The organism is Mesorhizobium sp. M7A.F.Ca.MR.245.00.0.0, from assembly GCF_003997415.1.
Taxonomy (GTDB): Bacteria; Pseudomonadota; Alphaproteobacteria; order Rhizobiales; family Rhizobiaceae; genus Mesorhizobium.
The window spans coordinates 16,473-29,189 of record NZ_RZTE01000008.1 but is presented as its reverse complement, the minus strand read 5'-3'; the positions used below and the strand labels follow the sequence as shown (position 1 = coordinate 29,189).

11 protein-coding genes are annotated in these 12,717 nt (G+C 63.1%); 9 read left to right on the top strand and 2 right to left on the bottom strand.

Annotated features, from left to right (window positions below):
* The first annotated feature begins 31 nt into the window (after positions 1–31).
* The 8 genes from EOB80_RS11515 to EOB80_RS11480 all read left to right on the top strand — a co-directional run bounded on the left by EOB80_RS11515 (position 32) and on the right by EOB80_RS11480 (position 9,621).
* On the top strand, positions 32–490 hold the full coding sequence (locus tag EOB80_RS11515; RefSeq protein ID WP_127327783.1) for a MerR family DNA-binding transcriptional regulator: 459 nt from the start codon (positions 32–34) through the stop codon (positions 488–490).
* Positions 491–797: 307 nt separating this feature from the next.
* Positions 798–2,588 (top strand): acyl-CoA dehydrogenase, encoded by a 1,791-nt coding sequence (locus EOB80_RS11510; RefSeq protein ID WP_127327677.1) that lies wholly within the window; start codon positions 798–800, stop codon positions 2,586–2,588.
* 122 nt (positions 2,589–2,710) lie between these two features.
* Entirely contained in the window at positions 2,711–3,880 is a 1,170-nt protein-coding gene (locus tag EOB80_RS11505) for an acyl-CoA dehydrogenase family protein (protein WP_127270389.1), read from the top strand.
* A gap of 33 nt (positions 3,881–3,913) precedes the next feature.
* Positions 3,914–5,122: an acetyl-CoA C-acetyltransferase gene (locus tag EOB80_RS11500; RefSeq protein ID WP_127322644.1), complete on the top strand. Its 1,209-nt coding sequence runs from the start codon at positions 3,914–3,916 to the stop codon at positions 5,120–5,122.
* Positions 5,123–5,136: 14 nt separating this feature from the next.
* Positions 5,137–7,356, top strand: coding sequence for a 3-hydroxyacyl-CoA dehydrogenase NAD-binding domain-containing protein (locus EOB80_RS11495; protein ID WP_127327676.1), 2,220 nt, complete (start codon positions 5,137–5,139; stop codon positions 7,354–7,356).
* A gap of 65 nt (positions 7,357–7,421) precedes the next feature.
* Positions 7,422–7,976: a thioesterase family protein gene (locus EOB80_RS11490; RefSeq protein WP_127327675.1), complete on the top strand. Its 555-nt coding sequence runs from the start codon at positions 7,422–7,424 to the stop codon at positions 7,974–7,976.
* Positions 7,977–8,091: 115 nt separating this feature from the next.
* Positions 8,092–8,760 (top strand): helix-turn-helix transcriptional regulator, encoded by a 669-nt coding sequence (locus EOB80_RS11485; protein WP_127268614.1) that lies wholly within the window; start codon positions 8,092–8,094, stop codon positions 8,758–8,760.
* Positions 8,761–8,769: 9 nt separating this feature from the next.
* Positions 8,770–9,621, top strand: coding sequence for a thermonuclease family protein (locus tag EOB80_RS11480; RefSeq protein WP_348629514.1), 852 nt, complete (start codon positions 8,770–8,772; stop codon positions 9,619–9,621).
* Here EOB80_RS11480 and EOB80_RS11475 read toward each other — a convergent pair.
* Positions 9,587–11,233 carry a lysine--tRNA ligase gene (locus EOB80_RS11475; protein WP_127327674.1) on the bottom strand — a complete coding sequence of 549 codons (1,647 nt, stop codon included), beginning with the start codon at positions 11,231–11,233 and terminating at the stop codon, positions 9,587–9,589. The genes EOB80_RS11480 and EOB80_RS11475 overlap by 35 nt on opposite strands.
* Positions 11,234–11,395: 162 nt before the next feature.
* Here EOB80_RS11475 and EOB80_RS11470 point away from each other — a divergent pair, with 162 nt between their 5' ends.
* Positions 11,396–11,803: a tellurite resistance TerB family protein gene (locus tag EOB80_RS11470; protein WP_013533653.1), complete on the top strand. Its 408-nt coding sequence runs from the start codon at positions 11,396–11,398 to the stop codon at positions 11,801–11,803.
* Between the two features lie 59 nt (positions 11,804–11,862).
* Here EOB80_RS11470 and EOB80_RS11465 read toward each other — a convergent pair whose 3' ends face one another.
* Positions 11,863–12,711, bottom strand: coding sequence for a transporter substrate-binding domain-containing protein (locus EOB80_RS11465; RefSeq protein WP_127267151.1), 849 nt, complete (start codon positions 12,709–12,711; stop codon positions 11,863–11,865).
* Positions 12,712–12,717 lie beyond the last annotated feature (6 nt).

The window sequence follows — 12,717 nt, the reverse complement described above, 5'->3', positions numbered from 1 at the left end:
CGACGCCACCAGACGGGGAAAGCCAGTGACCATGAAGCTTATCTCGGCCGGCGAGACCGCGGCCAATACCAATATATCTGCCGAAGCCGGCGAGGACCTCGTCCGCATCGGCGAGATGGCGAAGAAATATGGAGTGACGCTGCGCACGCTGCGTTTCTACGAAGACAAAGGCCTGCTCAACCCGCAGCGTGACGGGTCGACCCGTCTCTACACGCGTCGCGACAAGGCCCGCCTCAAGCTGATCCTGCTTGGCCGCAAGGTCGGGTTCTCGCTGCGTGACGTCAAGCAGATGATGGATCTCTACGATCCGACCGGTTCAAACACCAAGCAGCTCAAGCTCGCGCTGGACAAGTCAGAAAAGCAGCTTGCCCGCCTGCAGAAGCAAAGGGCGCTGATCGACGACGCCATCAGCGAGCTGAGCGGCTCGATGTCGGCGGTGCGCCAGATGCTGAGCGAGCGTTCGGCGCCGCAGGCGAGCGCCGCCAGCTAAAACAAATCCGTTCGGATTTGCGGCAGACCAAGTCGTCTGCTGATTGTCTGAGTTCTGTCGAGCCGCGTGGCCTGCCACGCGGCTTTTCGTTGTCCTGGCCCACTCTCATGGCCTTTCGGCGCTGGCTTGCGCAACGTCGCGCCTCTACGCTCATAGCTCCAGCGGGCGGGGAATCTTGTCGCATCGAAAAAATTGACGTTTACGCAAACGTCAATTTTTGCTATCCCGCTCCCAAATATGGGTCCGCATGCCGCCCCTGGCTTGTCTTCGGGGCGTTCGGACCGGGTTTGCAGGGTGGAGAAAAAACATGCCGACATACAGGGCTCCGGTCCAGGATACGCTGTTCGTGCTCAACGAGGTTCTGGGTTATCAGCGTTATTCGAACCTTCCCGGATTTGCCGACGCCACGCCCGATGTGCTCGAGGCGATCCTGGCCGAAGGCGCCAAGCTCGCCGAAAACGTCATGCATCCGCTGAACCGTGTCGGCGACATGGAAGGCTGTGTGCGTCACGACGATGGCTCGGTGACCACGCCGAAAGGCTTCAAGGAGGCGTTCGACCAGTATCGCGAAGGCGGCTGGATGGGGTTGGCCGCACCAGTCGAGTTCGGCGGCCAGGGCCTGCCCTATGCCGTGCATACCGCCGTCGCCGAATATATGGTCTCGGCCAATATGTCCTTGATGATGTATCCGGGCCTGACGCAAGGCGCGATCGCCGCGATCATCACCCACGGCACCGACGAGCAGAAGTCAACATGGTTGCCGAGGATGATCGAGGGTGCCTGGACCGGCACCATGAACCTGACCGAGCCGCATTGCGGCACGGATCTGGGCCTGTTGCGGACCAAGGCGGTGCCGAACGGCGATGGCACCTATAAAATTTCAGGCCAGAAGATCTTCATCTCGGCCGGCGAACACGACATGTCGGACAACATCGTCCATCTGGTACTGGCCCGCATCGAGGGTGCGCCGGAAGGCGTCAAGGGCATCTCTCTGTTCATCGTGCCGAAGCTCAAGCTCGACGCATCGGGCAATCCGGGCACCAGGAACACCGTCTCCTGCGGCTCGATCGAGGAGAAGATGGGCATCCATGGCAATTCGACCTGCGTCATGAACTATGACGAGGCTGAGGGCACGCTGCTCGGCGAGGCCAATGGCGGCCTGAAGGCGATGTTCACGATGATGAACGAGGCGCGCCTTGGTGTGGGCCTGCAGGGGCTTTCGCTGTCGGAGATCGCTTACCAGAACGCCGTGTCCTACGCCAAGGACCGTTTGCAGGGCCGCTCATTGTCGGGGCCGAAGGCGCCGGACAAGAAGGCCGACCCGATCATCGTCCATCCCGACATCCGCCGCAGCCTGATGACCATGAAAGCCTTCAACGAGGCCGGCCGCGCGCTGGCGCTGTGGACGGCGATCAAGTCCGATATTGCCCACCGTTCCGGCGACGACAAGGACCGCCAGGCCGCCGACGACTACACCGGCCTGATGACGCCGGTGGTCAAGGGCGTTCTCACGGACAAGGGCTTCGACCACGCCGTCATGGCGCAGCAGGTGTTCGGCGGTCACGGCTATATCGAAGAGCATGGCATGAGCCAGTTCGTGCGCGATGCCCGCATCGCCATGATCTATGAAGGCGCCAACGGCATCCAGGCGCTCGACCTCGTCGGCCGCAAACTCGGCCTGAATGGCGGCCGCGCCGTGCAGGCCTTCTTCAAGGAAGTCGGTGAGTTCTGCGAGGAGAACCGCTCCGACGAGAAGATGGCGCCATTCACCAAGGCGCTGAAGAAGGGTCTCAACGATTTGCAGGCGGCGACCATGTGGCTGGTGCAGAACGGCATGGCCAAGCCCGACAATGCCGGTGCCGCCTCGACCGACTACATGCATCTCTTCGGCCTGGTCGCTCTGGGCTATATGTGGGCGCAGATGGCCAAGGTGGCACTTGGCAAGACGGACGCCAATGGCGCGCAATCTTTTTACGACAACAAGGTCGTGACGGGGCGCTTCTTCATGGAGCGGATCATGCCGGAGACGTCGGCGCATCTCGCCCGCATTTCGAGCGGCGCCGACACATTGATGGCACTGCCGGCGGAAGCGTTCTAAAGATGATCGGCGTCCTCCTCCCCCCTTGAGGGGAGGGTGGCCCGAAGGGTCGGGAGGGGTCGCTGCGGCAGTGCGCCGGCCTCAGTTTCGATGATGCATGTCGGGAGGAGTATCATACCAGCATGACCAACCCAGCTGAAATCCTTGGCCTTCCGAAGCCCGCTTGGGCGGCGGACGAGGTCGGCATGCTCTACGACATGGCGCATCGCTTCATGTCGGAGGAGATCGCGCCGCGCTACGACGAGTTCGAGAAGAACGAGATGGTCGATCGCGAGAGCTGGCTGAAGGCAGGCTCCGCCGGCCTGCTCTGCGCCTCTATGCCGGAGGAATATGGCGGCTCCGGCGGCACCTTCGCGCATGAGAGCGCCATCATCGAGGCCATCGGCCATGTCGGCGTCGACGGTTTCGGCATCGGCCTGCACAATTCGATCGTCGCCCCTTACATCCTCCACTATGGCTCCGAGGAGCAGAAGAAGAAATGGCTACCGAAGCTGGCGACCGGCGAGCTGATCGGCGCCATCGCCATGACCGAGCCTGGCGCCGGGTCCGACCTGCAGGGCGTCAAGACGCGGGCGCAGAAGGATGGTAACCAATACAAGATCAATGGTTCCAAGACCTTCATCACCAACGGCCAGCTTGCGAACTTCATCATCGTCGTCACCAAGACCGATCCGGAGAAGGGCGCCAAGGGCACCTCGCTGATCGTCGTCGAGACCGACGAGGTCGAAGGTTTTCAGCGCGGCCGTAACCTCGACAAGATCGGGCTCAAGGCCAACGACACGTCGGAGCTGTTCTTCAACGATATGCGCGTGCCGACCTCCAACCTGCTCGGCCATGAGGAAGGGCAGGGCTTCGTCCAACTGATGCAGCAATTGCCGCAGGAGCGGCTGCAGATCGGCACCGGCGCCATTGCCATGATCGAGCGGGCGCTGGCGCTGACCATTGATTATGTCAAGGAACGCAAGGCGTTCGGCAAGGCGATCATCGATTTCCAGAACACCCAGTTCAAGCTGGCCGAACTCAAGACCGAGGCCACCGTCGGCCGCGTCTTCTACAATGATTGCGTCACCCGCCACATCGCCGGCGGCCTCGATCCTGTGACCGCGTCGATGGCCAAGTACTGGCTCAGCGACCTGCAGGGAAAAGTCGTCGACGAATGCCTTCAACTGCATGGCGGCTATGGCTACATGAATGAATACCCGATCGCCCGCATGTTCCGCGACGCCCGCGTCCAGCGCATCTACGGCGGCACCAACGAGATCATGAAATTGCTGATCGGCCGCTCTCTCTGAGAGCGACATCAGGCAAACCCAAGGAGCAAGCAAATGGCTGAAGCTTATGTCTATGACGCCGTGCGCACACCGCGCGGCAAGGGCAAGAAGGACGGATCGCTGCACGAGGTGCCGGCGGTGCGGCTTGCCGCCAAGACGCTTGAGGCGCTGCGCGATCGCAATGGGCTCGACACCGGCACTGTCGATGACATCATCTTCGGCTGCGTCGATCCGGTCGGCGAAGCCGGTTCGGTCATTCCGCGCGCCGCCGCCTTCGAGGCCGGCTACGACACCAAGGCGCCCGGCATGCAGATCTCACGCTTCTGCGCTTCCGGGCTCGACGCCATCAATTTCGGCGCCGCCAAGATCGCCCAGGGCGCCGATGAGATCGTCATTGCCGGCGGCGTCGAATCGATGTCGCGTGTCGGCATGGGCGCCTCCGGCGGTGCCTGGTTCATGGATCCGTCCGTAGGCCTGCCCGGCTGGTTCGTGCCGCAAGGCATCTCGGCCGACCTGATCGCCACCAAATACGGCTTCAGCAGAGACGACGTCGACGCCTATGCGGTCGAGAGCCAGAAGCGCGCCGCCAAATCCTGGGCCGATGGCCGGTTCAAGAACTCCGTCATCCCGATCAAAGACCAGAACGGCCTGACCATCCTCGACCATGACGAACATATGCGCCCATCGACCGACATGCAGTCGCTGGCCTCGCTCAACCCGTCCTTCGTCATGCCAGGCGAAATGGGCGGCTTCGATGCCGTCGCAGTGCAGAAGCACCCTGAGGTGGAAGAGGTCAATCACGTCCATCATGCCGGCAATTCGTCCGGCATCGTCGACGGCGCCGCCGCCGTGCTGCTCGGTTCGAAGAAGGCGGGCAAGGCGATGGGGCTGAAGCCGCGCGCGCGAATTCGCACCTTCGCCAACATCGGCTCCGAGCCGGTGCTGATGCTGACCGGCCCGGTCGACGTCACCGAGAAGCTGTTGAAGCGCGCCAAGATGAAGCTCTCGGACATCGACCTGTTCGAGCTCAACGAAGCCTTCGCTTCGGTGGTGCTGCGCTACATGCAGGCCTTCGACATCGATCACGACAAGATCAACGTCAATGGCGGTGCGATCGCCATGGGGCATCCGCTCGGCGCCACCGGCGCGATGATCTTCGGCACCGTGCTGGACGAACTCGAGCGCCGCGATCTCAACACCGCTCTGGTGACGCTGTGCATCGGCGCCGGCATGGGAACCGCAACCATCATCGAACGCGTCTGACGGGGAGAGAAACGATGAGCTACACCAATTTCACCCTCGACATCGACGCCGACGGCATTGCGCTGGTCACCTGGGACATGCCTGGCCGCTCGATGAACGTTTTCACCGAAGAGGCGATGCGGGAATTGAACGCCATTGTCGACAAGGTGGCTGGTGACGCCGCCATCAAGGGCGCAGTGATCACCTCCGGCAAGGACACCTTCTCCGGCGGTGCCGACATCACCCTGCTGCAGAAGATGCTGACGACCTTCGCCGCGGAAAAAGGCAAGGACGCCGAAAGGGCGACCAAGGCGCTGTTCGACAATGCCGGCATGATGACCGGCCTGTTCCGCAAGCTGGAAACTTGCGGAAAGCCGTGGGTGTCGGCGATCAACGGCACCTGCATGGGCGGCGCCTTCGAATTGTCGCTCGCCTGCCACGGCCGTGTCGCCGCCGACATCGACAAGGTGAAGATGGCGCTTCCCGAGGTGAAGATCGGCATCTTCCCGGGCGCAGGCGGCACCCAGCGCGTGCCGCGGCTGACCGATCAGCAGCAAGCGCTGCAGATGCTGACCTCGGGCCAGACACTGTCGCCGCAGAAGGCCAAGTCTATGGGCCTGATCCATGAGATCGCCGAGCCGGCCAGGCTCGTCGAGACCGCCAAGGCGATGATCAGGAATGGCCTGAAGCCGGTGGCGCCATGGGACGAGAAAGGTTTCAAGCTGCCCGGCGGCCAGATCTATTCGCCCGCCGGCTTCAATCTGTGGCCGCCGGCCATCGCCATCCTGCGTCGCGAGACTTACGGCAACTATCCGGCCGCCGCCGCGATCCTCAAATGCGTCTATGAAGGCCTGCTGGTGCCGTTCGACACCGGTTTGCGCATCGAGCAGCGCTATTTCACCGAGATCATGCAGACCAAGGAAGCGGCGGCGATGATCCGCTCGTTGTTCGTGTCGCTGCAGGAACTGAACAAGGGCGCCCGCCGCCCGGCCGGCGTGCCCGAAACCAAGTTCAAGAAGGTCGGCATTCTCGGCGCCGGCTTCATGGGCGCCGGCATCGCCTATGTCACCGCCAAGGCCGGCATCCCGGTGGTGCTGCTCGACCGTGATCTGGAGTCGGCGACCAAGGGCAAGGCGCATTCCGACAGCCTGATCTCGGATCAGGTCAAGAAGGGCCGCGCCAAGCCGGAGGACAAGGACAAACTGCTGTCGCTGATCACGCCGACGGCGGACTATGCCGACCTTGCCGGCTGCGATCTGGTGGTCGAGGCCGTTTTCGAGGATTCGAGCGTGAAGAAGAGCGCCACCGAACAGGCGGAAGCCGTGCTGAAGCCATCGGCGATCTTCGCGTCGAACACCTCGACCATTCCGATCACCGGCCTGGCGAAGAATTCTGCGCGGCCGAAGAATTTCATCGGCATCCATTTCTTCTCGCCGGTCGACAAGATGATGCTGGTCGAGATCATTTTGGGCAAGAAGACCGGAGACAAGGCGCTGGCCACCGCCATCGACTTCGTTCGCGCCATCAAGAAGACGCCGATCGTCGTCAACGACACGCGCGGCTTCTACGTCAATCGCTGCGTGCTGCGCTACATGTCGGAAGCCTACAAGATGCTGATCGAGGGCGTTCCCGCGCCGATGATCGAGAATGCAGCGAAGGCGGCCGGCATGCCGGTCGGCCCCCTGGCGCTGACCGACGAGACGGCCATCGACCTTGCCCAGAAGATCATGAAGCAGACCATCAGGGATCTGGGCGACAAGGCGGTCGATCCCAAGCAGATGGCGCTGATCAACGCCATGGTCGACGATCACGGCCGCTTCGGCCGCAAGAACGGCAAGGGTTTTTACGATTACCCGGCAAAGCCCGCCAAGAAGAAGCTGTGGCCGGGCCTTAGGGAGCTCTATCCGCAGCTTGCACCCGAGAAGGTCGATTATGGGGAACTGCAGCAGCGGCTGCTGGTCACCATCGCGCTGGAAGCGGCGCGGGTGATGGAAGAAGGCATCGTCACCGACCCGCGCGAGGCCGATGTCGGCTCGATCCTCGCTTTCGGCTTCGCACCCTACACCGGCGGTGCGCTGTCCTACATCGACGGCATCGGCGCCAAGGCGTTCGTCAAGATCGCCAAGAACCTGCAGAAGAAATACGGCGCCGAGTTCAAGGCACCCAAGCTGCTGCTCGACATGGCCGAGAAAGGCGAGACCTTCTACCAGCGCTTCGATCCCTATGCGAAAGGCGACGTGAAGCAGGCAGCCTGACGCATGGGCAAAATCAAGCGTCTTGCAGCGACCTTTGCGCGTCCAAGAGGACTTGGGGCGCTGTAATGTATGTCTGGGCGCGCATGGTGCGCATGATGGCCACGGCACACAGCCGTGGCCCCTATGTGATGGGCGGCGAAGGCCGGCTGGCTTTCCGCTGCCTACCGACCGACATCGATTTCAACATCCATCTCAACAATGCGCGCTACATGATGCTGGCCGATCTCGGCCGCATCGACCTGTTTGTTCGTGCAGGCCTCATCACGCTGGCAAGGAAGAATGGCTGGGCGCCGATGATGGGCGGACTGCAAGCGGTCTATGCACGCGAGATCAGGCTGTGGCGCCGCTTCGAAGTGGTGTCCTCGATCGAGACCTGGGAAGGCACCCAGGTTGTAGGCAAGCACCGCTTCGTCCTCGACAATGGCGAGACGGCCGCGTTGATCCTGACGACAGCCGGCGTATACGATCGCAAGGCTCGCAACTTTCTTGAGATTGACGAGGTCGTTGCGGCACTTGGTCGTGCCGTGAACCCGCGGCCACCGACGCAAACGGAGCGGATTTTCATGACATCGCACCAGGGGCTGCGCAGCTTGGCCAAGGGCGTCGATCGATCCCGGTAGTCGGACTTTCCGCGATCGACGGAAACGTTTGCAACCACTCCACGACCGGTGGACAAAACGACATTCCAAGACTAGAAGGGAAAGGTATTTTTTCCTGCACCGAAGGAGAGCGAGCATGCTCTCGCACGACCGAGTCTGGGCTGCCATCGATGCTCTTGCCAAGCGTTATTCGCTTTCGGCCTCGGGTTTGGCCAAGCGTGCGGGGCTCGATTCCACTGCCTTCAACAAGTCGAAGCGTTTGTCGTCGGATGGCCGACCACGCTGGCCCTCGACCGAATCGCTGGCCAAGATCATCGAGGCGACGGGCGCCTCACTCGACGAATTCACCGGTCTGATCGAAGGCCGGCCCGGGATCAGCAATGGTGCTTCGACCAGCCATGCCGCTTCGGTCGCCCGCAGAAGCTCCGTGCCGTTGCTCGGCTTTGCCCAAGCCGGCGCCGGCGGCTTCTTCGACGATGCCGGCTTTCCAGTCGGGCAGGGTTGGGATCTGATCGAACTGCCGGCGCAATCAACCGAGAGTTCCTACGCGCTGCAGGTGCAAGGCGATTCCATGCTGCCGCTCTACCGCAATGGCGACGTCCTCATCGTCGAACCGGGCGCCGTCACCCGCAAGGGCGATCGCGTCGTCGTCAAGACCACATCAGGCGAGGTGATGGCCAAGGTGCTCGAGCGCCAGACCGTCAAGTCGATTGCGCTGGTCTCGCTCAATCCCGATCATCCCGACCGCGACATTCCCATGCGCGATGTCGAGTGGGTGGCGCGGATTGTCTGGGCAAGCCAATAGGTCCGGCTGGTGCGGCTTCTCCATCATGCGCTGGCGGTTCTGATGGTCCCTGTGATGGCGGCCATGGTCGTCACTGGCGGTCGCACGTTGAAAGGGAGTGAAAGCGTCATCACGGTGGACCAGCTTGATCCGGGCGCCGATACGATGGCGCAGCAGGCTGCCGGGACGGTGCCGCAGGAGCCGGCCACATCGGCCATAGCAGCCCCGCAGCCGCCAAAGCCGGCGCCGCATTCGAGGGCGATCGATCCCGAAATCGTCGCGCCGCCGGAACTGCCCGCCGAGGGGCTTGAACGGGTCGAGCCGCGCGAGCCGTTGAGCAAGCTCGCGCTGGCCGTGCCGCCCAAGCCGAAAATGCCCGACGACTGGAACGGCACAAAGCTGTTCCAGCCGGTTGCGCCGGCCGCCGGACTGATCGAGGCTAAGGGCTACTCGGTCGCGGTTTCCGGCATCGACATCGTCAGGCAGGACGAGACCTGCAGCGAGGACGGCAAAACCTGGCCATGCGGCGTCCGTGCGCGGACGGCGTTCCGCGCCTTCCTGCGCGGTCGCGCGGTGGTCTGCACGGTGCCGCCCGAGGGCGGCCGCGACCTGATCGCCGCCGAATGCCGGATCGGCAAGCAGGATGTCGGCCAATGGCTGGTCGACAACGGCTGGGCGCGCGCCGCCAGGGGCGGCCCCTATATCGAGGCCGGCGACAAGGCACGCACGGCGAAGAAGGGCATTTTCGGATCGGCGCCCGATCTGTCCGGCATGCCGGCGATGCCGGCCGCGCCACGCCCGGCCCCTCAGGCGCCGGGTTCGATCCTGGAAGAGGTCGACGGCGTGCTCAAGCCAGCTGACCAGCCAGCGCCCGCTCAATGAGCGCACGTGTCTCGGCAACGCCGTAGAGCGCTGCGAACGAGCCGAAGCGGGGGCCGCGCTCCTGGCCGATCAGCACCTGATAGATCATCTGGAAGAAGGCGCCCGATACGCCGGGGCCGCCTTCCGGGCTCTGCTTGGAATGATCCTGATAGCGCTCGATCCTGCGCGCGACGTTGAGCGAGGCGTTCTGGATCGCTTCGCCGTTGGCGTCGGCCGGCAGCGCCCCAAGCGCTTCGTCGAGGGCTGCCAGCGCCTCGCGCTCGACCTCGTCGGCGGGCCGGAACGTTTTCGTCGGCTTCACGAAATCGTCGAAATAGCGGATCGCATGGCCGACCAGCCGGTCGAGCTCGGGATGCGTCGTTGGCGTCACGCCTTGCGTATGACGTGAAATGAACCCCCACAGCACATCCTTGTTCTGCGCGTTGGAGGCGCTGACCAGATTGAGCAGCAGCGAGAACGGCACCGGCATGTCGATCGCGGGCGGGTTGCCGTCATGCATATGCCAGACCGGGTTGCCCAGCCGTTCCTTCCAGTCCTGCCGGGGATAGGCGGCGAGGAACGTATAGTATTCGTCCACGGCCCGCGGGATGACGTCGAAATACAGCTTCTTGGCCTGCCGCGGCCGCTGGTACATGTAGAGCCCCAGGCTTTCGGTCGGCGCATAGGTCAGCCACTCGTCGATGGTCAGCCCGTTGCCTTTCGACTTCGAAATCTTCTGGCCGTTCTCATCGAGGAACAGTTCGTAGACGAAATGCTCCGGCGCCCGTCCGCCCAGAATGTTGCAGATGCGGTCGTAGACCACCGCATTGGTCTGGTGGTCCTTGCCGAACATTTCGAAATCGACGCCAAGCGCTGCCCAGCGCATGCCGAAATCCGGCTTCCACTGCAGCTTCACGCGGCCGCCGGTGATCGAAAGCGTGGTCTCGGTGCCCTCGTCGTCGAAGGTGATGGTGCCGGCCTTGGCGTCGACATGCTTCATCGGCACGTAAAGCACGCGGCCGCTCTTCGGCGAGATCGGCAGGAACGGGCTGTAGGTCGCCTGCCGCTCGGGCCCGAGCGTCGGCAGCATCACCGCCATGATCTGCTCATAGCGTTCGGCGGCGCGCTTGAGCATCGCGTCGAAACGGCCCGACTTGTAGTATTGCGTCGCGCTGGCGAACTCGTAGTCGAAGCCGAACGTATCGAGGAAGCGGCAAAGCATCGCGTTGTTGTGGTCGGCGAAGCTGGCATAGTCGCCGCCGAAGGGGTTGGGGACCGACGACAGCGGCTTGTGCAGATGCGGCTCGAGTGCGGCGCGGTCCGGCACGCTGTCAGGTATCTTGCGCATGCCGTCCATATCGTCGGAAAAGCACAGCAGCTTGGTCGCGACCTTGTCCTGCGTCAGGACGCGGAAAGCATGGCGCACCATCGACGTGCGCGCCACCTCGCCGAACGTGCCGATATGCGGCAGGCCGGACGGCCCGTAGCCGGTCTCGAACAGGATTGTTTGCGGGAAGTCGGCGCCTTTGTAGCGCTCGATGATCTTTTTGGCCTCTTCGAAGGGCCACGCCTTGCTTTCGGTCGCGGCCGCCAACAGTTCGGGGTTGAGATCGATGATGTTTGATCCCGCCATGTCACAGTTTCCAAATCATTTGCCGGCCCGAAGGCGGGCCGCGGCAAGGTTTTCAACCGGTCTCTAGGCGTGCAGCGCCGGAGCGTCAACGCGTGCGGCGCTTTTTCCTTGCGGTGCAGAATGGGCGTTCCTAACTTCGAGGCCCGGTTCAAGGAGAAAAAATTGCCGACACCTCATGAAGCCCTGATCTATCTGATGGTCATCACCTCGGCCTCGGACCGCGACATGACCGATGTCGAACTGGCGCGGATCGGCGAGGTCGTCCGCTCCTGGCCGGTGTTCGAGGACTTCAACCACGACAGGCTGGTCGGCGTTGCCCAGGACTGCCAGAAGCGCCTGCACGAAAAGGATGGGCTGGAAGGCGTGCTGGCTGAAGTCGCCGAGGTCTTGCCTGAGCGGCTGCGCGACACCGCCTATGCCGCCGCCTTCGAGGTTGCCGCCGTCGACCTCGAAATGCGCATGGAAGAGGTGCGGGTGCTGCAGCTGATCCGGCGTCAGCTCGATCTCGACACGCTGACGGTTGCTGCCATCGGCCGCGCGGCCAAGGCGCGGCTGCGCACGCTGACCTGAGTTCTTGGCCGGGCGCTGTTGAGGTTCAGGTCAGGCCGGCAAAGCCGACCGGAACCGGATCAGAAAAAGCTGACCGGGAAATAGCGCAGATAAAATTCGGCGAACGTGCCTTTCATCGAAATCTCCTGCAGCGCGTAATCGATCGCGGCGGCCAGCGCCGGATTGTCCGCTTTGGTGGCGATGGCCATGCCCGATCCCAGATATTCAGGCGCCAGATAGGGCCCGCCGGCAAAGCGGCAGCAGCCCGCCGCGTCCGAGCCGCCCAGCCAGAAGGCCAGGCGCATGCCGTCGCCGAAGGCGGCGTCGACCTTGCCGGCCTTGAGATCGGCATAGAGGTCCTCCGGCCTGTCGAAAGGGACGACCTGAACCGTGTTGAAATAGTCGCGCAGCATGCGTTCATGCGCCGAGCCTGATATTACGCCGACACGCTTGCCGTGCAATTTGTCAAAGATGGGCTCGGTCAGCGCCTTGCCTTTCGGCATGATGAAGCGCGCTGGAAACTGCAGATAGGAGCGTGAGAAGGCGTAGGTCGCGCGCGATTCCGGTGTTGCGGCGATGCCGGCGATGATCGCCTCGCCTTCGCCTTTCCGCAGTGCGCCTTCCAGCTCGGCCCAGGGCAGGGCCTGGATCTGGCATTTTTCAACAATGCCAAGCTCGGCGCAGATGGCGCGTGCCAGATCGATATGGAAGCCGGACAGCTTTCCCGCACCGTCGAGGAAGTTGAAGGGCGGGAAGTCCGTGGTGGTCAGGAACCTCAGCCGGGGCAGCGTCGAAAGGTCTGGCTTGGGCAGCCGCTCCTTGGCATCCCACAGCACCGGAACCTGAGGCGCCGCGGCGCGCGCGCCGTCGGCGAACGACAGCAAGCCGATCAGCATCGCAAGGGCGAAGGACCTCCACCGGAACGCCAAGATAAA